Origin of the sequence: Streptomyces mesophilus (assembly GCF_040300965.1) — a bacterium.
Lineage (GTDB): Bacteria > Actinomycetota > Actinomycetes > Streptomycetales > Streptomycetaceae > Streptomyces > Streptomyces mesophilus_A.
The window spans coordinates 14171-36804 of the sequence record NZ_JBEPEW010000019.1 but is presented as its reverse complement, the minus strand read 5'-3'; the positions used below and the strand labels follow the sequence as shown (position 1 = coordinate 36804).

At 66.3% G+C, this 22634-nt stretch carries 26 protein-coding genes and 1 pseudogene; 20 read left to right on the top strand and 7 right to left on the bottom strand.

Features of this window, described 5'->3' with window-relative positions; all coding sequences use genetic code 11:
• Positions 1 to 58: 58 nt before the first annotated feature.
• The 3 genes from lysA to ABT367_RS10040 all read right to left on the bottom strand — a co-directional run bounded on the left by lysA (position 59) and on the right by ABT367_RS10040 (position 4275).
• Positions 59 to 1450 (bottom strand): diaminopimelate decarboxylase, encoded by a 1392-nt coding sequence (lysA, locus tag ABT367_RS10050; RefSeq protein WP_352251479.1) that lies wholly within the window; start codon positions 1448 to 1450, stop codon positions 59 to 61.
• 16 nt (positions 1451 to 1466) lie between these two features.
• Entirely contained in the window at positions 1467 to 2510 is a 1044-nt protein-coding gene (gene nrtL / locus ABT367_RS10045) for an ArgS-related anticodon-binding protein NrtL (RefSeq protein ID WP_352251477.1), read from the bottom strand.
• A 547-nt stretch (positions 2511 to 3057) separates the two neighbouring features.
• Positions 3058 to 4275 (bottom strand): MFS transporter, encoded by a 1218-nt coding sequence (locus ABT367_RS10040; protein WP_352251553.1) that lies wholly within the window; start codon positions 4273 to 4275, stop codon positions 3058 to 3060.
• Positions 4276 to 4582: 307 nt separating this feature from the next.
• Here ABT367_RS10040 and ABT367_RS10035 point away from each other — a divergent pair, with 307 nt between their 5' ends.
• The 3 genes and pseudogenes from ABT367_RS10035 to ABT367_RS10025 all read left to right on the top strand — a co-directional run.
• Positions 4583 to 5143 (top strand): CGNR zinc finger domain-containing protein, encoded by a 561-nt coding sequence (locus tag ABT367_RS10035; protein WP_352251475.1) that lies wholly within the window; start codon positions 4583 to 4585, stop codon positions 5141 to 5143.
• 332 nt (positions 5144 to 5475) lie between these two features.
• A complete protein-coding gene (locus ABT367_RS10030; protein WP_352251473.1) occupies positions 5476 to 5877 on the top strand; it encodes a hypothetical protein in 402 nt (133 codons plus the stop codon).
• Positions 5878 to 6245: pseudogene (locus tag ABT367_RS10025) on the top strand (tyrosine-type recombinase/integrase); the annotation flags it as partial.
• A gap of 60 nt (positions 6246 to 6305) precedes the next feature.
• Here ABT367_RS10025 and ABT367_RS10020 read toward each other — a convergent pair.
• Entirely contained in the window at positions 6306 to 6791 is a 486-nt protein-coding gene (locus ABT367_RS10020) for a hypothetical protein (protein WP_352251472.1), read from the bottom strand.
• An 80-nt stretch (positions 6792 to 6871) separates the two neighbouring features.
• Between ABT367_RS10020 and ABT367_RS10015 the strand changes: the two genes are divergently transcribed.
• Both ABT367_RS10015 and ABT367_RS10010 read left to right on the top strand, forming a co-directional pair.
• The gene (locus ABT367_RS10015; protein WP_352251470.1) at positions 6872 to 7216 is read left to right on the top strand and encodes a hypothetical protein; all 345 of its coding nucleotides are present in this window, start codon (positions 6872 to 6874) and stop codon (positions 7214 to 7216) included.
• A 1350-nt stretch (positions 7217 to 8566) separates the two neighbouring features.
• Complete coding sequence (locus tag ABT367_RS10010) at positions 8567 to 11752, top strand: NACHT domain-containing protein (RefSeq protein ID WP_352251468.1); 3186 nt, start codon at positions 8567 to 8569, stop codon at positions 11750 to 11752.
• Positions 11753 to 12553: 801 nt separating this feature from the next.
• On the opposite strand, the gene ABT367_RS10005 is transcribed toward ABT367_RS10010, so the two are convergent.
• Positions 12554 to 12976, bottom strand: a complete 423-nt coding sequence (locus ABT367_RS10005) for a hypothetical protein (protein WP_352251466.1) — start codon at positions 12974 to 12976, stop codon at positions 12554 to 12556.
• 226 nt (positions 12977 to 13202) lie between these two features.
• Between ABT367_RS10005 and ABT367_RS10000 the strand changes: the two genes are divergently transcribed.
• Complete coding sequence (locus ABT367_RS10000) at positions 13203 to 13766, top strand: HD domain-containing protein (RefSeq protein WP_352251464.1); 564 nt, start codon at positions 13203 to 13205, stop codon at positions 13764 to 13766.
• A gap of 23 nt (positions 13767 to 13789) precedes the next feature.
• Here the strand turns inward: ABT367_RS10000 and ABT367_RS09995 are convergent, their stop codons facing one another.
• Positions 13790 to 14260: an NUDIX hydrolase gene (locus ABT367_RS09995; RefSeq protein ID WP_352251462.1), complete on the bottom strand. Its 471-nt coding sequence runs from the start codon at positions 14258 to 14260 to the stop codon at positions 13790 to 13792.
• Positions 14261 to 14294: 34 nt separating this feature from the next.
• Positions 14295 to 15026, bottom strand: coding sequence for an XRE family transcriptional regulator (locus ABT367_RS09990; RefSeq protein ID WP_352251460.1), 732 nt, complete (start codon positions 15024 to 15026; stop codon positions 14295 to 14297).
• Between the two features lie 156 nt (positions 15027 to 15182).
• On the opposite strand from ABT367_RS09990, the gene ABT367_RS09985 reads away from it, so the two are divergent.
• The 14 genes from ABT367_RS09985 to ABT367_RS09925 all read left to right on the top strand — a co-directional run bounded on the left by ABT367_RS09985 (position 15183) and on the right by ABT367_RS09925 (position 22634).
• A complete protein-coding gene (locus ABT367_RS09985) occupies positions 15183 to 15530 on the top strand; it encodes a hypothetical protein (RefSeq protein ID WP_352251458.1) in 348 nt (115 codons plus the stop codon).
• A gap of 5 nt (positions 15531 to 15535) precedes the next feature.
• Positions 15536 to 16873 (top strand): FtsK/SpoIIIE domain-containing protein, encoded by a 1338-nt coding sequence (locus tag ABT367_RS09980; protein WP_352251456.1) that lies wholly within the window; start codon positions 15536 to 15538, stop codon positions 16871 to 16873.
• Between the two features lie 82 nt (positions 16874 to 16955).
• Positions 16956 to 17129, top strand: a complete 174-nt coding sequence (locus tag ABT367_RS09975) for a hypothetical protein (protein ID WP_352251454.1) — start codon at positions 16956 to 16958, stop codon at positions 17127 to 17129.
• A 26-nt stretch (positions 17130 to 17155) separates the two neighbouring features.
• Positions 17156 to 17323 carry a hypothetical protein gene (locus ABT367_RS09970; protein ID WP_352251452.1) on the top strand — a complete coding sequence of 56 codons (168 nt, stop codon included), beginning with the start codon at positions 17156 to 17158 and terminating at the stop codon, positions 17321 to 17323.
• Positions 17320 to 17499: a hypothetical protein gene (locus ABT367_RS41440; protein WP_434975438.1), complete on the top strand. Its 180-nt coding sequence runs from the start codon at positions 17320 to 17322 to the stop codon at positions 17497 to 17499. The genes ABT367_RS09970 and ABT367_RS41440 overlap by 4 nt, the downstream gene beginning before the upstream one ends.
• Before the next feature lie 70 nt (positions 17500 to 17569).
• Positions 17570 to 18211: a DUF2637 domain-containing protein gene (locus tag ABT367_RS09965; protein ID WP_352251450.1), complete on the top strand. Its 642-nt coding sequence runs from the start codon at positions 17570 to 17572 to the stop codon at positions 18209 to 18211.
• Positions 18212 to 18223: 12 nt separating this feature from the next.
• Positions 18224 to 18412, top strand: coding sequence for a hypothetical protein (locus tag ABT367_RS09960; RefSeq protein ID WP_352251449.1), 189 nt, complete (start codon positions 18224 to 18226; stop codon positions 18410 to 18412).
• 24 nt (positions 18413 to 18436) lie between these two features.
• Positions 18437 to 18766, top strand: a complete 330-nt coding sequence (locus ABT367_RS09955; protein ID WP_352251447.1) for a hypothetical protein — start codon at positions 18437 to 18439, stop codon at positions 18764 to 18766.
• 91 nt (positions 18767 to 18857) lie between these two features.
• The gene (locus tag ABT367_RS09950; protein ID WP_352251445.1) at positions 18858 to 19055 is read left to right on the top strand and encodes a hypothetical protein; all 198 of its coding nucleotides are present in this window, start codon (positions 18858 to 18860) and stop codon (positions 19053 to 19055) included.
• Between the two features lie 5 nt (positions 19056 to 19060).
• A complete protein-coding gene (locus ABT367_RS09945) occupies positions 19061 to 19306 on the top strand; it encodes a hypothetical protein (protein ID WP_352251443.1) in 246 nt (81 codons plus the stop codon).
• On the top strand, positions 19303 to 19713 hold the full coding sequence (locus tag ABT367_RS09940) for a hypothetical protein (RefSeq protein ID WP_352251441.1): 411 nt from the start codon (positions 19303 to 19305) through the stop codon (positions 19711 to 19713). The genes ABT367_RS09945 and ABT367_RS09940 overlap by 4 nt, the downstream gene beginning before the upstream one ends.
• Positions 19706 to 21082, top strand: coding sequence for a replication initiator protein RepSA (repSA, locus tag ABT367_RS09935; protein WP_352251439.1), 1377 nt, complete (start codon positions 19706 to 19708; stop codon positions 21080 to 21082). Before ABT367_RS09940 ends, repSA begins: the two co-directional genes overlap by 8 nt.
• Positions 21079 to 21264, top strand: a complete 186-nt coding sequence (locus ABT367_RS09930) for a helix-turn-helix transcriptional regulator (protein ID WP_352251437.1) — start codon at positions 21079 to 21081, stop codon at positions 21262 to 21264. Before repSA ends, ABT367_RS09930 begins: the two co-directional genes overlap by 4 nt.
• A complete protein-coding gene (locus ABT367_RS09925) occupies positions 21261 to 22634 on the top strand; it encodes a tyrosine-type recombinase/integrase (protein ID WP_352251435.1) in 1374 nt (457 codons plus the stop codon). Before ABT367_RS09930 ends, ABT367_RS09925 begins: the two co-directional genes overlap by 4 nt.

The following is a 22634-nucleotide window of genomic DNA, read 5'->3' as shown; positions in this document are numbered from 1 at the left end:
GCGTCCGCAGGGCCTTTCCTGCCGTGTGTCTTACGTGAGGGGTCCCACTTCGGAACGGTCAGCCGACGTCGAGGGAGAGCAGGTCCTCCTCCGTCTCGCGGCGGATGATCACGCGCGCCTCGCCGTCGTTCACCGCCACGACCGGGGGCCGCAGCGCGTGGTTGTAGTTGCTCGCCATCGAGCGGCAGTACGCGCCCGTCGCGGGCACCGCGATCAGGTCGCCCGGGGCCAGGTCGGCCGGCAGGAACGCGTCCTTGACCACGATGTCGCCGCTCTCGCAGTGCTTGCCGACGACGCGGGAGAGCATCGGCTCGGCGGTGGAGGTGCGCGAGACGAGGGCGACGCTGTACTCGGCGTCGTAGAGCGCGGTGCGGATGTTGTCCGACATGCCGCCGTCCACACTCACGTACGTCCGCAGGCCCTCGAGGTGCTTGATGGTGCCGACGCGGTAGAGCGTGAACGCGGTCGGGCCGACGATGGCGCGGCCCGGCTCCACGGAGATACGGGGCGTGCTGAGCCGCGCGGTCTCGCACTCGCGCGTGACGATCTCGGCGAGGGCCTTGGCGATCTCGTGCGGCTCGCGCGGGTCGTCCTCGCTGGTGTACGCGATACCGAGGCCGCCGCCGAGGTCGATCTCGGGGAGCTCGACGCCGTGCTCGTCGCGGATCTGGCCGAGCAGCTGGACGACGCGGCGGGCGGAGACCTCGAAGCCGGCCATGTCGAAGATCTGCGAGCCGATGTGGCTGTGGATACCGAGGAGTTCGAGACCGTCGAGCTTCAGCGCGCGCCGTACGGCCTCGGCCGCCTGGCCGCCGGCGAGCGCGATGCCGAACTTCTGGTCCTCGTGCGCGGTCGCGATGAACTCGTGGGTGTGGGCCTCGACGCCGACCGTCACGCGGATGAGGACGGGCTGGCGCTTGCCGAGCCGCTGGGCGATGTGGGCGACGCGGGCGATCTCCTGGAAGGAGTCGAGGACGATCCGTCCGACACCTGCCTCGACGGCGCGCTCGATCTCCGCCTCGGACTTGTTGTTGCCGTGGAACGCGATGCGCTCGGCGGGCATCCCGGCGCTCAGGGCGATGGTCAGTTCGCCGCCGGAGCAGACGTCGAGGTTGAGGCCCTCCTCGTACAGCCACTTGACGACCGCGCGCGAGAGGAAGGCCTTGCCCGCGTAGAAGACATCGGCCTGGGTGCCGAAGGCTTCGCGCCAGGCGCGGCAGCGGGCGCGGAAGTCGGCCTCGTCCATGAAGTACGCGGGCGTGCCGAACTCCTCGGCCAGGCGCGCCACTTCGATGCCTCCGACGGTCAGGGCGCCGTTCGCGTCGCGCGTGACCGTACGGGACCAGACCTTGGGGTCGAGGACGTTGAGGTCGGCGGGCGGGGCGGTGTAGTGGCCCTCGGGCAGCACGTCGGCGTGGCGGGGCCCGGCGGGGTGGGCGGAACGGCTCATCTCTTCTGTGTCTCTCTCAGAGGTGTTCGGGGGCGTCGATGCCGAGCAGGGACAGGCCACCGGCGAGCACCGTCCCGGCGGCTTCGGCGAGCGCGAGCCGGGCGCGGTGGGCGGCCTCGGGTTTCTCATCGCCTTGCGGCAGGACGGCCGGCTGCAGGTCGAGGAGCGCGTCGGCGACCGCGGTCAGGTGACGGGTGAGGCGGTCGGGGGCGCGGTGGTGGGCGGCCTGGGCGAGGACGCGGGGGTGGTCGGCGAGGGCGGCCTGGAGGGCCGATTCCTGTTGTACGGGGCCGGGGTCGGCGGTGAAGCCCAGGTCGGCGGCGTTGCGGGTGAGGGCGTGGGTGCGGGCGTGGGCGTAGCGGACCCGGAAGAGGGGGTTGTCCTCGTGCTGCACCAGGAAGTCCTCGGTCATCCGGGGACGGTCGTGGGCCGCGGCGCCGAGCAGGGCCCAGCGGGTGGCGTCGGGGCCGAGCCGCGGTGCCGGTTCGGGCGCGGGCACGGGTTGCGTGAGCGCCAGGCCGGGGGCGGGCGGGGTGCCGTGGGCGTCGATCCGGATGCCGAGGGCCGCCCACTCGGCGGGTGGCTCCTGCTCGCACGTACTGCGGACGAGGGCGCCTTGGGAGAGCAGGATCCGCCGCAGGGCATCGCACCAGACGGCGGCGCGCAGCTCGCGGCGGAAGTGCAGCTGCACGATCCGGCCGGTGGGGCCGGGGGCGTAACCGTAGCGGGTGCCTGCCGCGAGGATCTCCCGTACGACGGACTGGCCCTGGCTCCGATCGCTGTCGAGCGTGATGTTCAGGAAACCGGGGCCGGTGATCTCGACCTGGGTGATCCCGGGCTCGCGGGTGAGCTCGTCGGCGAGCAGCTGCGCGATCTCACGCGGAGGGCGCTTGGCGGCCCCCGCGAGCTGCAGCGCGGCGTTGGTCGCGTAATCCCCGCGCCCGCCGGGCCGCGGCCGCTCGACCACGATCCGCTCGGGCACACCCGCACCCAGCTCCCCACGCTCGACGGCGCGGCGCACCGCGCGCAGCACGGTGCGGGAGAGATCGGCGGGGGTCACGGGACAAGCGTAGGGGAGGTGGGGGGTGGGTAGGCGAGTCGGTTTCGGATGGGGAGACGGGGGGTGGGGGTGGGGGTGCGTGGTTGGGGCTGTGTCGGGGGCGTGGTTGGGGGGTGTGTCGGCGGGGCTGGGGGTGGGGGCTGGGGCAGGGCTCGGGGGGGGTGGGGTTCGGCTGGGGGCTGCGGCTGGGGGGCTTGGTACAGAGTGGCGCCGGATGGCCGGGCCGGGGGCCGGGGCACGGGGGCAGGGGGCAGGAGTCCGCGGGCGAGTGGCGGTGACATTCGCTGCGGCGTGGCGCTCGTTGTTGGCGGCTCGTCGTCCGCCATCCGTCATCCCCCGCTCGCTGCTCGCGTTCACTGCCCGCTGCCCGCTGCTCGCGTTCGCTGCTCGCTGCCCGCCCCCCCCCCCCAGCAGCAAAGGCCTCCCCTGCCCCATCCCGGATCCGCCTCGCCATCGGACCCTGTCCGCTCGCCCGCCTATCCGCCCAGCAGGCCAGGCGTCGCCCGGCCCGCCGATCCGGACCTACGGAATCCGGACGCGTCGCGGCTCACGCCTTCAGGCGGTCCGGCGTGACCGTGCGCAGGAACGGCACGATCGTGAACGCGGTGGCGAGCGCGAAGACGGCGAACGCCGCGCGCAGACCGGCAAGTTCACCGATCAGGCCCATGAGCGCGGCACCCAGCGGCATCGCTCCCCAGGTGAACAGGCGGGACGCGGCGCCGAACCGGCCGAGCATCTCGTCCGGCACCAGACGTTGCGTGATGGTGCGCGAGTTCACGGTCCACAGCGTGCCGCCCATGCCGCCGAGGAACGCACCGGCCGCCACGGCCCACACCTGAGTGGTCAGCGCCGGCAGCGCCGCCATCGCCGCGGTGCCGACGAGATCGGCGAACATCGCCCAGCGCATCCCGAGGAGCCGGTTGACGGTGGTCACGGTGAGCGCGCCGACGAGTCCGCCGACTCCGAGTGCGCTCAGGACGATCCCGTACTGGCTCGGTGTCAGGCCCATCTCCTGCTTCGCGTACAACGGGATCACTGCGAGCCAGCCGCCCCAGACGCCGCAGAGAACGGTCAGGATCAGCGCGAGCGTACGCATCAGGCGGTGGCGCCACAGGTAGCGCACGCCCTCCGCGATCTGCGCGTTGACGGAGACCGGCGTGCTGGTGTCGCGCTCGGCCCGGAAGCGTCCGGCGAGCAGCAGCAGGACGAGGGCGGCCGCGGCGTACGCGATCCAGGTCACCCCGAGGGCCAGCCCGGTGCCGGCGGCGAAGAGCAGACCGCCGACGAACGGGCCCGCGAACTCCTGGCACACCGTCTCGGCGCCGGACACCCACGCGTTGGCCCGCTCACGCCCGTCGGGCCCGACGGCCGCCGGAACGATGGCGGACCCGGCCGTACCGGCGATCACATCGGCCACACCGAGGACCGCACCGGCGGCGAACAGCGCGGCCAGGGGCAGGCTGCCGCCGGCGGCGCCGACCGTGAGCCAGCCCATCGCGGCGAGCCGCAGGCCGTTCGCGCCCCAGAGCAGCCGCCGTCGGTCGAACCGGTCGACGAGCACGCCGACATGCAGAGCGATCAGCAGCCAGGGCGCGGTGAGCGTCAGCGAGACGGCCGTGACCTGCGCGGGTGACGAGGTGAGTTGGGCGGCGAGCAGCGGCAGGGCCATCTTCATGACGCCGTCGGCGAGATTGGTGGCGGCGGTGAAGCCGACGAGGACGGCGATGTTGCGCCGGTTCGACTGCTGGGGTCCGGGACCGGCCATCTGCGGTTGTACGGGCTGCGGTTGCACGGGCTGCGGTTGTACGGGCTGCGGTTGTACGGGCCGCTGCTGCCCGGCCCCGGGCTGTTGCACGAGCACCTCGGCCGCCATCCCCACCCACCCCTAACCATCGCTCAGTCATCACTCAGTCATCACTCAGCCATTGCTCAGCCATTGCTCCGACTGACTAACCACCTATCGCGTTTACCGGTGAGATGAGCCTGACATGGAAACCCGCGGCCTTGCAACCGGCAAAACGGATAGCCGGTAAGATGGCTGAAGCGCGACGGAACGTCGAAGGGTGGAGCCGATGCTCGAACAGCCGACCGCGGCCGCACTCGTGGAGGCCTTCGCCAACACGGTCGACGTGGAGGAGGAGAGCGACGAGATCGCCACCCCGGCCGGCCTCGCCGCCTGGCTGCACAGCCGCGGCCTGCGCGACTCAAGGACCGCCGTACCGGCCGCGACCCACGCGTCCTACCTGTCTCTGCGCGCCGGGATCCGCGAACAACTGGGCGCCCACGTCGGCGACACCCCGAACCCCGATCACCTGGCGGCCGCCGACCAAGTCCTGGCCGACCACCCTGTCCTGGTCACGTCGAGCGGCTCCCTGCTCGCCACCCCCGACCTGCCGCCGGACCGCCGCCCCTTGGCCCAACTGGCCATCGCCTGGAACCAGTTGACAACAACAGGCGACGCCTCCCGCCTCAAACGCTGCGCGGAACACACCTGCGCCTGGGTCTTCTGGGACATCTCCAAGAACCGCAGCCGCCGCTGGTGCTCCATGAAGGTATGCGGCAACCGCAACAAGTCCCGGGCTTATGCGGCTCGGGTGCGGGGGCAGGAGGAAAATGACCCCGCGCCGAACTAGAGCGCGAACGGCTCGTAGGCCAACGCCCGATCCACGACCTTCTCAGCGGTCAACTCAGGATCCATAGTCCTGGTGGTACTTGGGGTTTCTGGGGTCCTGCCTGCACTCTGCTCGGCGAGACCGAAGGCCGGACCGGGGCGTCGGCGCGGTGTCGGCGTACACGCGTCCTGGCGGGCGTGCATCTGTCGGCGGAAGGTATCGGCACCTACGCTGATACCGGCGGCCGGCGAGCGGAGCGAGCCTCTTGATGGGCGTAGGGAAATTTTGTCCGCGTCACTGATCTTGGGCTGTGTCCTACTTCGCTTGATGCTTGACGCATAGGGTGGCGCGTCATGGGCTGCCTCACCGATGACCTTCCGTTGCTGAAGTTGCTGTGCGCCGCTGACGAAGTGCGGATTCGCGGCGAACTTGAGTCGTCGGGCCCTCACGAGAACGCTCCCGACGCGGTCGTGAACACATATGTGGTCGACGGCGGTCGGTTGCTCCTCACTCTCTGGCACGGCCGGCTGCATGAGGTGATCTACCAGACCCCGGCGGAGTCCGGAGAGGACGCATCGCGGCGCAATGACCGGCTGTTCGCACACTACGGACAGGGCGACGGCTGGGCCGAGATACTCGACAACGGTTTCGGCAAGACCTATCGCCGTACCGATCAGCAGCGGTACGCGTTGTGGAGCTACGCGATGGACATCCTGACCTTCGGCACGATGGAATTCCATCAGGTCAAGTGGTAGCTGCCTGCCCTTCTCGTCGCGCCCCTTCATGAGCACCTGCAGGTGTTCGGCACCGCGCCGGACGGACGGCCCTTCACCAACGAACGCGGCGGCATCGTCGGCTCCTCGACGTACTACCGCGTCTGGCGGGAAGCTCGCCTGCTGGCCCTCCCACCGGCCGCCGTGGCCTCCCCGCTGGCCGCGCGCCCGTACGACCTACAGCACTCCGCTCTGTCGACCTGGCTCAACGCGGGGGTCGACGCGACCGGGGTTGCCGCGCGTGCGGGCGACAGTGTCGAGGTACTGCTGAGCGGTATGCCAAGTGCTTGGGCGGTCGACAGGGAGTCGCCAATCGGCGCATTGAGGATCTGCTCCGAGAATACGAGTAAGGACCTGGGCTTCGGTCCCCCGTCGTGGAGCCCTCTACGAACTGCCACCGTCGGCTTCAGTCACCTGGCCAGCGGCTCGGCGAGGAGGACGACTCGATCAGCCTCCACATCGAAGCCGAGGATCGGATGGCCAGAGTCGCCCTCCCGATCCATCAGCACCGGTTTGCCCAGCCGCCGCCCGATCTCCCGAAGGAAGCCGCAGAACACGTCAAGTCGCTCCTGGCTTTGCAACTCCCGCAGGTCGACGTCGAAGTCGACTTCATCGTCGGCATGGAAACGGAAGATCGTCAGCACGTCGGCAGTCGGCCAGACCCGCAGGCTCGGGCATTCGGCATCTGCCGGGCGGGACAGCGCGACCTCCGCCCGGGGCACCGGAAGTACCGTCTCCCCTTCGGAGTACTGGCACTTCCAGCCTCTCTCCGCGACAAGGTCGAGGACCGCCTGCCAGTCCTCCGCCGAGGCATCTGGGACACGCACGTCCGGCAGCGACCCCATCAAGTCCGGGTCGAAGAAGCACTTCACGTCATCCCACAGCAGATCAGCCACCTCGCCATGCTGCCCGGCTCCCCAGCCCAACGCACCCCCGTTAGGGGCGCCCAGCTCGACGGATGTCGGATACTCCGCCCGTGGACATATCCGATGACGGCCAGCGTCTGGATCCGCGCTGGATCGACGTCAGCAACAACATCTCCGGGGTGGTGCAGAACTGCCGAGACAGCGGTGCCGTGGCTGCTGCCTTCGTCCGAGCCGGCTGGTCATCGCGTTCGTCGTCTTGGTCCGGATACGAGGTGGAGAACGGCTGGGCTCAGATCGAGCTTGATCCCGTGGAAGGGCGAGAGGTCTTGCTGAATGGCGTCATCGACCCGCAGCACCTCGACGATCTTGCAGGCGTGCTCCGCTGCCTCAGCCGCGAGTTCGTTTTGGAGCTCTATGACGACGCCGGTGCCTTGGTGCGGGAGATCCGAGCCTGAGGCATGCGGCGGGGCCCTCGGATTCGTCTGGGGCCTTCGCCGTTTCCAGGGCGGACCCGCGGAAACGTCCCAAGATCCATCCCGCAAATGCGCCGCAGCGACCGACATAGTGCTGCTCAGGGCCGCATCTGCCTGCGCATACGCGAAGACCCCGGCCTCAGCGTTTCCGCTGGTGACGGGGTCTTTAGGCACCTTCTGCGAGGTGCCCCCGGCAGGATTCGAACCTGCGCACACGGCTCCGGAGGCCCTTTCGCCTCACGGATAACGTGCTGGTCAGCAGCTTGATCAGGCCATTTTCCTCTGGCTCTGTCCACAGATAGTCCAGACACCAGCAGCCTCGAATATGGCGTCGACCAGCCTTGAAGTGATGCTGCGGCGTGGTCGAAGGAATCGAGCTTGGTGACGTAACTCGGCCCGGTCGCAGGTCCTCTCAGGTTGCGCTGGCTGTGCGCCCTTGCGGGGAACCTGACTGCACGTCACCGTCGAACTCTGGCAGTTGCCTCTGACAGTGCCGCGAGTACGAGGGGGAACGATATGGGGGACCTGAGCGCCAGCACACCATGGTCATGGAGCGTCTTCGGCGAGCTGGCCGTGCCACTGGCTAGGCGAATCCCAGAGTGCATTGGCAGGGCCCATGAGCGCGCGCGAGACGGCCACCGGGGCGTGGGTACACAGACCCTGGAAGCTTACGGGCATGGGCTGCACGCCTCGCAGTACGAGGAGTTGGCAGCGGGACTCGCAGACATTCCTGGGGTTGAGGCTGTACGGCTGCAGGCGCGAACGGTAATGGTCGTCGCCGGCCAGGTGCTCTACCCGATCCGTTACGCAAAGCGGGATGTGCCAGTAACGGTGGCTCGCCTTCGCCGCGCGGTCGGCCTCCGAGCTGACCTCATACGACGCCACGGGCCCGAGCCGATGCAGGCAGAATTGGATCTCGGGCTCGAGAAGTTTCAGGAGCAAGAGTTCCACAAGGACCTAGGTCAACTAGCCTCGGACGCCGGCCTAGTTCTCCTGGCGTACGCATGTGCCATGAACGCCGGGGTTATGCGCCTTGAGTGGGGCGATGCAGAGCTGCGTCGTGGAGACCGACACCTCATCTGGCACAATCACGAGCCGCTGAACCTGCCGACCAGTAGAAAGTCAGCCTGACCTGGTCCTTTGACCACGAATCAGTGGCCACACCGGGCTGGGCACCTGGCCTGCACTAGCTCCGGCATCAGCCCGCACTGAGCGGCTGTCCGTTGCCAACCGGCCGGATAGCCGCTGGCTGCGGCGCTCACTTCAGCCAACCAGACACGCTGCCATCTGGTTTGCACTAAGTTCAGTGCTCTTGCCAAGGAGGGGAGTCGGATGCTGGAGCTGGTGGCTGCGAAAGTCGCAGGTGCGGTGCTGGGGGCGGCGACGAGCGCGGCAGTACGAGCCACGATGCCAACCCCCGGAGCGGGTCTCGCCAGAACGCCTCGGCGTCGCTTGCGCTTCTCTAAACCGACGACTGTCGAGCAGAGAGATGTCGAGCACCTAGCAAATCACGTTGCCAAGAAGTTGCAGAATTACGTCGACCGCGAGTTCCCCGGAATCTCCGAAAATGAAACCTCTGCAGTAATGCTTCTCGTCGGAGACAGCTTTGCAGCTTCCAGAGTGGACATCTGGGACGTTGATCTAGACGCGGAAGCATACGCGCGTGAGGTTATGGGGCAGGCATCCAGATTACGCAGAAACGCGCGCCTGTCAGAAGATGCCGATGTGTATTTTGAAGTATTGATACACCACACCTCACTGCACGTGGTTCAATTCATCACATCGTGGCCAACTTTTTGCGCACGAGCGGATGTGGAGCAGCTTCAACGCCTGCGATCTGTAACAACAACACTTGAGAGAGTGCACGAAAAGATGGGCGCCGACTTACGGACCCAGGATCTCGATTTCGAGCAGAACTACACTGCTCTCATCATCGACGCACTCGATCGCATGGAAATATTCGGACTAGATCTCGCCGAAAGGTCGAGACGGTCCTATAATCTCACTTCCGCTTACATCACTCTGAGCGTGGCCCCTGCTTCCCAAGTCACCCAGATTGAAGACGGTCTTTTTGGCGCAGCGATCACCCCTGGGGTTGAGTCAGAGTCGGCAAGACCTCGAAGTGGTGGCGCCTTAGGAATGCGCGCGGAGACAGCCATCTCTTCGTACAAAAGAATTCTGTTGCGCGGCGATGCCGGATCCGGCAAAACTACCCTTCTGCGGTGGCTTTCAGTCAATTCCGCGCGACGAAGCCTCGCTGGCGAGCTCAACGAGTGGAACACGTTAGTTCCCTTCATTCTCCCATTGCGAAGATTCGCCAATGGTGAACTCCCCAGCCCGAGTAGGTTCTTCCCTGAAGTAGGCACGCACTTGGCAGAAGAGATGCCAGAAAAGTGGGTGCATCGGGTGCTCCGTGCAGGTCGAGGACTTGTATTGATTGACGGAGTTGACGAACTCCCATCAGAGCAGCGCGATTCAGCAAGAAATTGGCTCAGAGAACTACTGAGAACCTACCCTGCTGCACATTATGTGGTTACATCTCGGCCAGCGGCCGCTGAAACTGATTGGCTTGCGCAAGACGGGTTCGTAGCTCTCGATATGCTCCCGATGAGCCAAAAAGACGTAGAGAGCTTCATCAGACATTGGCACGACGCGGCTCGCGAGATCGAGGCTGATCAAAAGGAAATCGATACGCTGAATCAGGGGCAAAGAGATCTTGTAGCCTCCGTGAGGGAGGAACGCCAGTTGAGGCGTCTTGCCTCTAACCCCCTGCTATGCGCGCTCCTGTGTACGTTGAATCGCGATCGACACTCACAACTCCCGAAAGACAGGATGGAGCTATATCGCGCCGCACTCGATATGCTGCTGCTGAGAAGAGATCGCGAGCGCAAAATAAACTACCCCGAGCCGTCGAATCTAACAGATTCGCAAAAGAAGTCCATTCTTGGCAGTTTCGCACACTGGCTTATCCGCAATGGGCTGAGTGATGCTGCAGAGGAACAGGCTGTACGGCAGGTTGGATTCTCGCTACAGACCATGCCATCGGTGACCTCGGGTGAGTATGACATATTCGACTATCTGCTTGTGAGGAGTGGCTGCCTACGACGCCCAGTCGAAGGCAGGATCGACTTTGTTCACAGGACCTTTCAAGAGTTCCTGGCAGCCGCACGCATCGTGGAGATTGATGACCTTGAAAACCTCCTGCTGAACGCTCACCTCGACCAATGGCACGAGGTCGTAGTGATGGCAGTGGGGCACGCACGCCCCCGTGAACGCTCGATGATTCTGAATCGTCTGCTTGACAGGGGTGACCGGGAACCGGAGCACCGGAGCCGACTCCACTTGCTGGCTGCTGCTTGCCTTGAAACTGCTGGCGAATGCGACCCAGAAGTCTATGAAAAGGTCAAAGACTCCACTGCTCGTTTGATCCCACCTCGCCGCATGTCTGACGCAAAAGACCTGGCATCGGCCGGCGAGATGGTGATTCCGCTGATTCCAGAAAGAAGGTTGCCCGCCGGGGAGGCTGCGGCAACAATCCGCATGGCCGCAACGGTCGGCGGCGACGCGGCGCTGTCACTGATTGCACGTTATGCACGTGATGAGCGAGTGACTGTCAGACGTGAACTGGAGAGAGCCTGGCAGTACTTCGAGACGGATGAGTACGCAAAAAAGATTCTGGCTCAGGCACCTGAGTCCTGGACCAAGCTAAGCATCGCGCTTCCAGAGATGTTGAACTCCCTGAGGTACCTGCCCTCACTCCGGTCGCTTGATGTATTCTGTCCAACTGAAAACTTGGATTGGTTGCCAGAATCACGCCAGCTCCGTGAGCTCATTCTAAGACGTTCAGTTCACAAGTTTGATTATGAGGATCTCCTGAAATGCCCTGCCCTTGAGTCGGTGATTCTCAATTTAGGGCACGCTGAGGGCGATTTCACCTCACTGGGTGGCCTAACGTCACTTAAGCGCCTCCTGGCGATTCTGGGAAATTCTGGGAACTTGACCAATTTTCCATCGCTCCCAGAACTGGTGGATCTATACCTAGTCGGTGTTCCGCGTTTCGATTTTGGATGGCTCCCATCCGCGACACCCAAGCTCGCATCGCTCACGATCGAAACAGATCATGACGTCAACTTTGCGAGCATCAAAGAGCTGCCGGATCTTGTGGCCTTGAATGTGTGGAACCCTGGCGACCACCACGCGCATGTGGTTTCTACGTTGCCCACTCTCCGGACTCTGGGAATTCGGGGAGACAATCTAGATTTTCGTCGAGCGGCTGATTTCTTGAGCCCCAATCTACGCGCCTTTAATTGGACGCCGTATAGACCTACTGCGACAGAAATCGATCTAGAGCCGTTTCTCGATAGAGAAGATCTGAGGATGCAGATCAACACGTATGACGGCATTAGGTTGATCGGCTTGGACGACCCGCGAGTGGAAGCCGAGACTACGGATCGGAACCAGGACGGAACCGTCACGTATTGGATTTGGGTCAACCCGAAACCTACACGGCAGCATTAGGCCGGATCTGCGGCTTTGGCCGGTGTCCTGCCTGGTTTGGGGTCGGGCATGATCAGGGGGCCGTACGCTGGTTGGCCACTCGGGCAGGTTTGTGAGCCTGCCCCTAGGTAGCACGAGTGGCCCCCTGGTCTTGCTCGACGCGGGTCCCGGACCTGGGAGGTGGGTAAAGCCGCAGATCCGGCCGCCCCCGCCGATGGGCAACGACCATGGAAGCGGGTCCGTCGACAGCGCACCGCCGCCGCGATCCGGCCTTAGTCGAAGCACAACGCGTCTTTGACCTGCACGTATGGCGCCCCCATGCCCCCTTTGACCATGTGTTTCTCGCCCCTTGCGGGCGCGGGTGGTCGCCGACGCGCGCCCCCACTGGCGTAGACATGGTGGAGGGCGCGCGTCGGCGCCCGCCCGGCGCCGCCGCGCTGTGCGCGGCCCTCAATCCCTGTGATTGATCCTTCTGGACTTGGACCAACTTCGTTGTCCTGGTGGTACTTGGGGTTTCTGGGGTTCTGCCTGCACTCTGCACTGCGAGATCAACCGGCGCTCTTCTTCCCTCTCCCAGGCCGGATCGCGGCGGCGGGGCGATGCCGACGCGCACGCGTCGCCATGGACGTGATCCTTTAGGCGGGGTCGATCACGGCCCCCGAGGGAAGTCCACAGACCCCCGGTCGGCGAGCGAAGCGAGCTCTTGATGATGTAGGGAAACTTTGTCCGCGTCGCCTCACGCGCCAAGATCGCTACCTCTCGGTGCCTCCTGGTGCAGTACAGGCGGTTGCCCGACGGGCTGGATGCGCCGGGCGGCTTCCGCTACTCGCGGCTGAGGGTTTGGTATTTCCCGTATGAAGGATCTCCCACGAGGGCCCGCATTTTCGGATGCGCCTTCGAGCCGCCGAATTCCCACGGGCTGCCGTCGCAGACGCTGGTCCCCAACTTCTGCGCTTCCTTGTCGTCGGGATACAGCCACCACGTGCCGGTGCCGCTGCACTCCGACACCTTGACGACGTTGTCGGTTTCGTTACTGAACACAGCAAGGTTGGTGACGACGACGGTGCCATCGTCCTTGAAGTGCAGGGTCCCGGTCCCGGTATCGCCCTCGGTCCAGGTGCCTACGATGTCGGCCCGAGACAGTGTCTGTTGCTGCCATATGCACCCCGTGGCCAGCGTCAACACCGCGACCGCCAAGACCACTCCACGCATCCCCGCAGCGACTCGCCCTCGTTCGTCACGCATGACTCCCCCTTGCGCACGTCAAAGCCTGGTGGCTTCGCTCACCAGATCGTCTGGCGCTCACGCTGCCACGAAAGTTGAACATGTTCAACTCTGCTCAGAGTGCGCTGACGGCCCCACTCCACACCGCATTGAGCGGTGCACCTGGTCGCTCGCCTAGAAAGCCATGATCCGGAGCGGCTGGCCCCGGGCTGTCGGCGACCTGCGCTGCTCGACTACGGTGCTTTCCATGCCATCTGCACTCGATACGCCGCAAGGAGCCGCCGAGTTGGCCGGGGCCTTGCTGCCTCCCCTCGGGAATCGCTGGTTGCACACCCAGGCCGTAGCGGCAAGGGCGGAGGAAGCGGGTCCGGCTGTGCCTGCCGAAGAGCGGGATCTCCTCGTGGCTGCGGCTTGGCTGCATGACATCGGATACGCGCCCGAAGTGCGGGAGACCGGATTCCATCCGCTCGATGGGGCCCGCTACCTGGCGTCTCTCGGCGCTCCTGATCGACTGGTGCGCCTCGTTGCTCACCATTCCGGCGCGGTCTACGAAGCGGAGCAGCGCGGTCTCGCCGCCGAACTTGCGGTGTACGAGCGCGAGGATTCGCCGCTCCTGGATGCTCTGATCTATGCCGACATGACGACGGGCCCCGCCGGCCAGCGGTTCGTTTTCGACGAGCGCATCGATGAGATCCTCGACCGCTACGACATCCGCAGCGACGTGAACGCCTCTATCACCAAGGCACGTCCCTATCTCGGTGCCGCCGTCGAACGGACCCAGGATCGCCTAAGCCGCGGGGCAGAGGTCTAGAGGGCGCACGGCGAGCAGGCCCCTCAACCAATGTAGGGCTGGGGCCTGTTGGCCAAGCCGTGCTCGATGCGCATGCGCATCGACGGGTGGATGTTCAGCTCGTCCAGCTTGCTCGGCGGCACGAACGCGACTTCCTTGCTCTCGCGGCTCGTCCGAAGTTCACCCCCGACGATGCGGGCCGTGAAGCAGATCGAGAACTGCTGGCGCACCTCGCCATCGTCATACGCCATGACGTGCGCGGGGTTTGTGTAGAGCCCGATCAGTCCCGTCACCTCGACGTCGAATCCGGTCTCTTCCTTGGTCTCTCGAACCGCCGCGTCAGCGACGGATTCACCGACATCAACGCCACCGCCCGGCAGCGCCCAAAGGTCGTTGTCGGTCTTGTGGATGAGCAGGACCTCGCCGGCCTCGTTGAGCGCGACCGCCGTTACGGACGGGACGATGCTGTTCGCTTTCGGAGCGTTCGGATCGTTGAAGTAGTCGATGCGGGCCATGACTCAAGCCTCGCACGGTCGTCGGCTTCTGCGGCTACGCGGTTCGTGCGCGCTCCCATGCGTAGTCGAAGCTCTTCATGTAGTGGCGGAACGTCCGGGCCCCGGGGATGTACCGGAAATGCAGGACCGGGTTCTGCCCGGCGGGCGCTCCGAGCACGTGCGGGTTGACCAGCACGTCTTCGTCGAAGCGGTAGATCGAGTTGTAGAGGATTGTGTCGTGCAGCCGTAGTTCGACTCCGGGCATCCCGAGCGCCGGCTCAAGGTAGCGGCGTGTGATGCGGGCGCGTGCGGCCAGATCGCTCCCGATGCCTTCCTCTTCGCCTCGCTGGCGCACCATCTCCGAGTCGGGGTCACCGATCAGGAGCCGGACCTCCGCGCCGCTCTTGGCCTTCTCGGCCAGCTGGTCGGCGAAGTCCGGGTGGCTGTCGAAGAGGAACAGCCCGGCGTACACCAGGATTTCGATGTTGGTCGTGGCGCGGTCGATGAGCGTGGACCACAGGGCGGTGGGAACGGCGCCCCTGTGGGGGTAGTACGTGATGAGCTCGGACGCGCTGGCGGTCTCTGCCTGCTTCTCGACGGAGGGCCAGAGATAGACCTCATCGGCATCCAAGAACCCCGCGGCCTTCCATCGGTGGCCTCGATGCGGTGTTCGGTCCGTGGTGATCCATCGTTCTACGGTCTTCGGATCCACCTGAACGTGCTCGGCGAGCGACTGGATCGTCTCGCCCTTCGCTGAAATCGCGGCGCGTAAGCGGTCGTTGGCCATCGCGGGTCCTCCTAGGACACCCGGGGACGTTTTGACCGTAGCGCAGACGTCCCTAAGCGTCCATACAGGCCGTGATGCGTCCACTACATCTCGCGGTTCTCTGATCTAGCTGCCGCAACTGCGGCCCAACTACCCGCTAGATCAGGAGACAAGACGATGCGTCAGATTCCTGTGGACACGAACGCGATGACCGTGATGCTGATCCAGGTCCCGGAAGAGAAGGTCAAGAACCGGGAGACCGGCGAGGTCGCGACGGACCGGCAGTCGGGCAAGACTCTGTTCAACGTGAACGTGGCTGTGATCGTGGATGGCCGTCCGGACGCGCTGACCGTGGTGGTCGCCGAGGACGGTATCCAGTCGGACCTGGTGCCGGGTATGCCGGTGGAGTTCCCTGGCCTGGTCGCCCGCCCGTGGGAGAACGACTTCGGGCACGGCATCAGCTACCGCGCGATCGCGGTCACCGCGAAGGACCTGACCCTCGCCGGCTCCAACGGCAAGGCGTGATCGCCATGCCGCTGACCGAGCTCGTGCTCTTCGCCTTCGCGCTGACGGTGCTGGCGCTGGTGACTAGGGTCAAGTTCCCGGCTGTGTACTGGTCTCTGTTTGGCCTTCCCGCCGCCCTGTACCGGGTGTGCTCGGCGTACCGGCAGACCATGGAAGCATGCGAGCTGACCGTGTCTCCGCCGTGGTGGAAGGTCTTCGCGAAGAAGGCGGTGGGCAAGGAGACCGCTCGCCCCGGGATCCCGAGGATCCGCGCGATACGGCCAACCACGACCGGGCTGCGTCTGAGGTTGCGGCTCCCGGCGGGCCTGGCCCCCGAGCACGTGGTCAACTCCGCCGAACGGCTGCGTCACGCCTGGGCCATGCACTCCGCCCACGTGAGCGAGGTCAAGCCCGGCATCGTCGACCTGCGGATGACCGGGATGGACGTCCTCGGCACCGTACGAATGCCGCGCCGGCTGGTGCCCGGACCGCTCTCCGCGATCGTCGCCTTGCGTGAGGACGGGCAGCCCTTCGTCCGTAACTACCGAGAGGTCCCGCACGCGTTGACCATGGGCGCGTCCGACTCCGGCAAATCCATGTACCAGCGCTGCCTGATCAAGTCACTCGCCCCGCTGGAGGCAGCCCTGGTCGGGATCGACTGCAAGCGCGGTGTCGAACAGGGCCCGTTCGGCCCTCGGTTGTCCGCTCTGGCCACCAATCCCGACCAGGCTGAGGGTCTGCTGGATGCGCTGGTCCAGGAGATGGAGGATCGTTACGACCTGCTCTGCCTGCACCAGGGGATCTCGCCCGGCACCCTGCTTGAGGACATCACGTCCGACATCTGGGGCCTGCCCGCCAAGCTCCGCCCGATCCCGATCGTCGTCTTGATCGATGAGGTCGCCGAACTGTTCCTGATCGCCTCGAAGGTCGACGCACCGCGCAGGGATCGGATCGTCACTCAGCTTCTGCGGCTTGCGCAGCTCTCCCGTGCGGTGGGGATCTATCTGGAGATCGCCGGGCAGCGCTTCGGTACGGATCTCGGCAAGGGCGCTACCGCGCTGCGGGCTCAGCTCACCGGGCGTGTGGTGCACCGCTGCAACGACAAGCAGACCGCCGAAATGGGTCTCGGGGACATCAGCGACCTGGCCGTACCCGCTGCCACCGCCATTGCTCCGGAGCGACGAGGGACCGCGATCGCAGGGGACACCTCAGGCGGCTGGACCCGTATCCGCACTCCGATGACCACGCTCGGTGAAGCGGCGGCCGAGTGCCGCAAGTACGCACACCTCACCCCGAGCCTTCCGGTCCTGGAGCCGTTCCGCCCCGTCGCCTTCGAGGCACCGGCGCCGGCTCCCGCCTCGTAACACCTTCCTGCATCGCACGGTCGGCGTGACCGCCTTCGCGCCAACTCCCTACCCCCGCCATGCCCGAAACCCGAGGAACGCCATGCTCCACTCGCTGATCACGATCGTCGCCCGGGTCCGAGGAGCGTTGAGGCGCCGTGCTGCCAAGCCGTACGGGACGGCTGAGCTGACGCGCCACGACGAGTTGCTGACTCGCCTGGAAGCCTCGTCGCGGGCAGCCGAGATCGATCACCGACTGCGTGCCTGGGACCGGTGAGCGTGATGTGTGATCACTGCGGCGACTTGAACCGCACGGTGCTGATGCTCGGCTTCCTCGTGGCGTACGCCGAACAGCCCGGCCACGACGAAGAGTTCGCCGATGTGGTCGGTGGAGCGCTCGCCATGTCGCTGCCGCTCGACAGCGCCCGGCCGTATCTCGGCCTGCCGCCCGAGTCCGGATCGGAGCAGTGACCGTGGCCTCCAAGAAGCCCCGCACCGACCCGCCGGCTCCTGCGAAGTGCAAGCCCTGCAAGGGCACCGGAGAGGTCTCCCGGACTGTCCGCGTCGGCCGCAAACACCGACCCGTCGGCGAACAGACCGGCATGTGTCTGAGCTGCTTCGGCACCGGCCACGCCCCCACCGAATAGCTCGCTGTCGCCGGGCGGCCGGCCTTCGAGTCCCGCCCCGCGACGGCCCAACCCCTTGGAAGGAGGACCCGTGAAGCGCTCGCCGTTCCGACTCGACTTCGTACTCGTACAGGCCGTGATCGCCGGGGCCCTGTCCTTCGCCCACCTGCACGACATCGCCCACGCTGCCGGCCAGGACGGCTGGAAGGCCTGGGCCTACCCCATCTCCGTCGACCTGCTGCTCGTCGCCGCGTGGCGCCGGCTCCGCACCGGACACACGCCGCGTCTGGCCTGGTCCTGGTTCCTCGTGGCCCTGGTCGCCTCGCTCGGTGCGAACGTCGCCACCGCCGGATTCCTCGACCTCGAGCAGCCCCCGGCCTGGCTGCGGGTCCTGGTCGCCGGCTGGCCCGCCCTCGCCTTCCTCGGCGGCACCCTCCTGGCTCATGCCCCCGGCACCGAAGAGCAGCCGAAGGCGGTACCGGCGGTGGAGATCGAGCGTCACGAGCCTCGTGATCCACACCCTGTGGACACAGATTCCCAGCGCGAAGAGCCCGCCGCTGTGCAGGAGTTGCCGCCCGCGGTCGCCGTGCCGGACGCACTGCTCACGCAGGCCCGAAAGATCGCCGACGCTCACCGTGCCACGACCGGCGACGAGATCGACGCCGACACCCTCAGCGCCCGCCTTCGGGTCCCCGCCCCGATGGCCGCCGCCATCACCACCCAACTCGCCTGAAAGGAACCGGCCGTGTCCGTCCCGCTGTGGCTCTTCCTCCTGATCGTCGGTTGGCTCGGCGTCAAGCTCTTCCGCCCACCACTGTGGCTGGTCGCGGTGCTCCTGCTCGGCGGCTACCTCCTCGCCGACACCTTCCTCGCCCCCGCGATCGACTCCGGCACCGAGACCGGCACCAACGTCGTCAACGAACCGCCCAAGTGACCTTGCCCAGAAGGGAGAACCGCCGTGATCCGCCCCGATGCACAACTGCGCGCCGGCCACATCCCGGCCGACTTGATCCCGCCCGGCACCGACCCCCGCACCGTGGTCATCGTCCACACCGCGCCCCGCTCATGGACCGGCCCGGTGCTGCTGATCCTGGCAGGCACGGTCGGCGTCTGCGCTCTGGTCTACATCACCACCGCGGCCGTGCTGTCCCTGCTCCAGGTGGCTGCGACCACAGCCGTTGCGCTCAAGGCTGCGATCCCTGTCCTGATCGGCGGCGGTGGGCTCATCTCGTTCGCGATCAAAGCCCCGAAGTCCGGCGGCAATCGACCGCCACTGAAGAAACGCTGACCTGCCCCCGGGACGGCCTCAACCGCCAAGTATCCGCCGCCCGGACGGCACGGCCCCTACCCGATCACTCAAACCGGAAGGAAGAACCATCATGCCCGACCGCCAGAACACCCCTGCCCAGATCTGCAAGGACTGCGACGGCTTCGCTTCCGTCGCCGTGACCCTCGGTGGACGTGATCGGCACGGCCACCTGCGCACCATCACCGCGCACTGCAAGGGCTGCGACGGCATTGGCACTCAGGCCCAGACCGCCAGGAAGCCCGATGCGCTGATCAGCGTGGGGCGGTGACAGCTATGGGGCTCCTGAACTGGAACTCCGGCCAGCACTACGACCACACCGAAGACTGCGCCTGCACCCAATGCGGCAAGCCCACCCCGTTACGCGCCCACTCCGGCGAACCAGTCCACAAGATCTGCGCAGAGGACTGGAACGACCACAACCTCAACGCCCCGCGCCACCTGCACGAAGAACGGGACCTCGGCACCACGCGCTTTCACTCCGATCAGCCACGCAAGAAGTGCAAAGGCGGTGCCCGATGACCGCGCGCCCCGAGATCCGCGCGCTCACCCTGTGGCAGCCCTGGGCGTCCGCCATGGCGTATGGCACCAAGCGCATAGAGAACCGCCGTTGGGCCACCGACTACCGGGGCTGGGTCCTCATTCACGCCGGCCTGACCACCGACCGTGAGGCATACGGTGTGCCGCTCGCCCGGCCGTTCCTGAAGCGCCCTCAGCCTCGAGGCGCGATCCTCGCCGTGGGCCGGCTCGTCGACTGCCACGCGAGCGACGGCTACTGCACCTTGTGGTCTGCCCCCGGACAGTGGCACTGGAAGTTCACCGACCTGCGCACCCTCGCCCACCCCCTGCCCTGGGCCGGCGCACGCGGACTGTGGACCCCCACACCCCAACTCATTGCCTCCGTCCGGGAGGTGATCGCCCATGCCTGACACGAACACCCTTGATCCGATGGTTCTCGCGGACGTGCTGCGGGTGGCTTCCGCCCCGGACTTCGAGCAGTGGCGCGAGCAGATCCGGCGTACCGGTGGCTGCTCGAACCCGATTCACCTGACGGGCTGGTCGGTGGTCAAGGACAAAGCCACGGGCCAGGTGCTGCACCACACCGACACCGGGGAACAGCCCGGAGGCCGGCTTCGGGTCGCCTGCGGGAATCGCCGCGCTTCCCGCTGTGAGCCGTGCGCTTATCTGTATGCCGGAGACGCCTACCGAATCATCCGCGCCGGACTCGCCGGAGACGACGCCATCGGCATCCGCGAGGAGATCCGAGAGCGCCCCCGGGTCTTCCTGACCCTGACCGCGCCCTCGTTCGGACGCGTGCACAACATCCCCGACACCGGGGCATGCTGCCGCTGCGGGATCCACCACGCGAAGGACGATCCCGCCCTCGGCACGCCGCTCGACCCCGAGACCTATGACTACGCCGGCGCCGTGCTGTTCAACAACCACGCAGGCGAGCTGTGGCACCGCTTCATCAACCGGCTCCGCCGCGAGCTCGCCACCCGCGCAGGCATCACCCAGACCGCATTCCGCGAGACCGCACGCCTGACCTTCGCGAAGGTCGCCGAATTCCAGGACCGCGGCGCCATCCACTTTCACGCCGTGATCCGCATCGACGGCCCTGACGGACCCGATACCGAACCACCTTCCTGGGCCACCCTCGATCTGCTCACCGACGCGATCCACGCGGTCCGCAAGCACCCGTACGTCTCGGTGACCGTGCCTGCCACAGGCGACCAGCCGACCCGTGTCCTGCGGTGGGGCAAGACGTTCGATGTCCGGCCGATCAAGGCGTTCGGCACGGATGATGTCAGTGAGGGCAAGGTCGCCGCTTACGTCGCCAAGTACGCCACCAAGGCGGCCGAAGCGACTGGGACTCTGGACCGGCGTATCGACGAACTGACCGAACTGGACCGCGCCCACGTGCCCGAGCACGCAAGCCGACTGATCCGGGCCTGCTACGACCTTGACCCGATCTACCCCGACCGCAAGCTCTGGGCCTGGGGCCACATGCTTGGCTTCCGCGGCCATTTCCTCACCAAGTCCCGGGCCTACTCGACCACCTTCGGCGAACGCCGTGGCGTCCGCGCCGAGTACCGCGCGGAGCAGCAACGCCAAACCCTCGGCCTCCCGGAGCCGGACACCACCCTGGTCCTGGCCCACTGGCAGTACGCCGGCCACGGCCACACCCCCGGCGAATCCGCCCTCGCCGCATCGATCGCCCACGACATCGCCCTCAACCGCGAAACCGCCCGCGAAGAACGGCAAGACCTCCCCGGACCGAGGAGGCATCAGCCATGAAGGACGAGCTGATGACCGTGCCACAGGTACTGGCTGAACTCGGCGGAGTCTCGCGCCGCACCTTCTACCGATGGCGTGAACTCGGGCTCGCTCCCACAGCCTTCAAGCTCCCCAACGGAGAGCTGCGAGTGCGACGAAGCGACTTCCAGACCTGGCTGCGGAAGCTGGAGGAAGCCGCGTGAAGTCCCTGGACGTCAAGGTCTGGAGCGTTCGGAAGCGGGACACCAAGACCCCTTCCTACGGGGTTCGCTGGTACGTGGCAGGCAACGTCTTCTCGGACACCTTCCGCACCAAAGCCCTAGCCGACCACTACCGCTCGAAGCTCATGCGAGCCATGCGGGACGGCGAGGAGTTCGACTCGGAGAGCGGCCTCCCTGCCTCGTTGCAGGAGGAGGCGGCCAGTGTCACTTGGTACAGCTTCGCGCTGCGCTATCTCGCGATGAAGTGGCCGCACGCCGCTCCGAACACGCGGGATGGCATCAACGAGTCGTTGACCAGCATCACCTTGGCCCTCCTCGACGAGCGAGCCGGCCGCCCCTCCGACACGAGCCTGCGGCGCGCTCTGCGGAACTGGGCCTTCGTCCTCCCGGGGCCAGACGCTCGGGAAGTTCCTGACGACGTGCTGAACGTGCTGCACTGGGTCGCCAAGGCGTCACGGCCCTTGGCCGATCTGGCGGACCCCGCGGTCGCCCGCCAGGTCCTCGACTCGCTCAAGCTGAAGCTCGACGGCACGGCTGCGGCTGCCGAAACCGTGCGACGCAAGCGACGCACCCTGGTCAACGCCGCTGGCTACGCGGTGGACCTCGGGGAACTGCAGGAGAACCCCATCACAGCCATCCGTTGGCAGAAGCCGAAGGTATCCAATCAGGTGGACCCTCGGGTGGTCGCCAACCCCGAGCAGGTCCGCAACCTGCTTACGGCTGTCTCCTACGTTGGCGGCTATCGGCGCGCCCGTGGTCGGCGGTTGGTCGGCCTCTTCGCCTGCATGTACTTCGGAGGCCTCCGGCCGGCTGAAGCGGTCGGCCTTGCCGAGACCGATCTTGCCTTGCCGGATCAGGGATGGGGCTCCGCGCTGCTGCATCGCACGCGCCCTTCCGTCGGGCGGAAGTGGACCGACACAGGCGAGACCCACGACGACCGTGGACTCAAGAACCGTCCCACCGAGGACGTCCGGCGCGTGCCGATTCCGCCTCAACTCGTTCGCGTGCTTCGCGAACACCTGGACACCTTCGGCACGGCTACAGACGGGCGGCTCTTCTTCAGCGAATCAGGGGCCGTCGTACCCTCCTCGACCTACTACCGCGTGTGGCAGGAGGCCCGTGCCCTCGCGCTCCCCACCGCGGTGGCGGCCTCACCGCTCGCGAGCCGGCCGTACGACCTTCGGCACTCCGCGCTTTCCACCTGGCTCAACGCCGGCGTCGACCCCACAGAGGTCGCTGAGCGCGCAGGCAACAGCGTCGAGGTCCTGCTCACCCGATACACGAAGTGCCTCGACGGGCGTCATGAGGTGGCCAACCGGCGCATTGAGGAACTGCTTCGCGAGTACGAGTGA

Bases quoted from the DNA above. Each gene is read 5' to 3' on its own strand.
- ABT367_RS10000 (WP_352251464.1), top strand. From the start codon at position 13,203: ATGCCATCTGCACTCGATACGCCGCAAGGAGCCGCCGAGTTGGCCGGG.
- ABT367_RS09950 (WP_352251445.1), top strand. From the start codon at position 18,858: ATGCCCGACCGCCAGAACACCCCTGCCCAGATCTGCAAGGACTGCGAC.
- ABT367_RS09975 (WP_352251454.1), top strand. From the start codon at position 16,956: ATGCTCCACTCGCTGATCACGATCGTCGCCCGGGTCCGAGGAGCGTTG.
- ABT367_RS09940 (WP_352251441.1), top strand. From the start codon at position 19,303: ATGACCGCGCGCCCCGAGATCCGCGCGCTCACCCTGTGGCAGCCCTGG.
- ABT367_RS10040 (WP_352251553.1), bottom strand. From the start codon at position 4,275: ATGGCCGGTCCCGGACCCCAGCAGTCGAACCGGCGCAACATCGCCGTC.
- ABT367_RS09930 (WP_352251437.1), top strand. From the start codon at position 21,079: ATGAAGGACGAGCTGATGACCGTGCCACAGGTACTGGCTGAACTCGGC.
- ABT367_RS10005 (WP_352251466.1), bottom strand. From the start codon at position 12,976: ATGCGTGACGAACGAGGGCGAGTCGCTGCGGGGATGCGTGGAGTGGTC.
- ABT367_RS09990 (WP_352251460.1), bottom strand. From the start codon at position 15,026: ATGGCCAACGACCGCTTACGCGCCGCGATTTCAGCGAAGGGCGAGACG.
- repSA (WP_352251439.1), top strand. From the start codon at position 19,706: ATGCCTGACACGAACACCCTTGATCCGATGGTTCTCGCGGACGTGCTG.
- ABT367_RS10030 (WP_352251473.1), top strand. From the start codon at position 5,476: ATGGGCTGCCTCACCGATGACCTTCCGTTGCTGAAGTTGCTGTGCGCC.
- ABT367_RS10035 (WP_352251475.1), top strand. From the start codon at position 4,583: ATGCTCGAACAGCCGACCGCGGCCGCACTCGTGGAGGCCTTCGCCAAC.
- ABT367_RS09945 (WP_352251443.1), top strand. From the start codon at position 19,061: ATGGGGCTCCTGAACTGGAACTCCGGCCAGCACTACGACCACACCGAA.
- ABT367_RS09980 (WP_352251456.1), top strand. From the start codon at position 15,536: ATGCCGCTGACCGAGCTCGTGCTCTTCGCCTTCGCGCTGACGGTGCTG.
- ABT367_RS10010 (WP_352251468.1), top strand. From the start codon at position 8,567: ATGCTGGAGCTGGTGGCTGCGAAAGTCGCAGGTGCGGTGCTGGGGGCG.
- lysA (WP_352251479.1), bottom strand. From the start codon at position 1,450: ATGAGCCGTTCCGCCCACCCCGCCGGGCCCCGCCACGCCGACGTGCTG.
- ABT367_RS09995 (WP_352251462.1), bottom strand. From the start codon at position 14,260: ATGGCCCGCATCGACTACTTCAACGATCCGAACGCTCCGAAAGCGAAC.
- ABT367_RS09985 (WP_352251458.1), top strand. From the start codon at position 15,183: ATGCGTCAGATTCCTGTGGACACGAACGCGATGACCGTGATGCTGATC.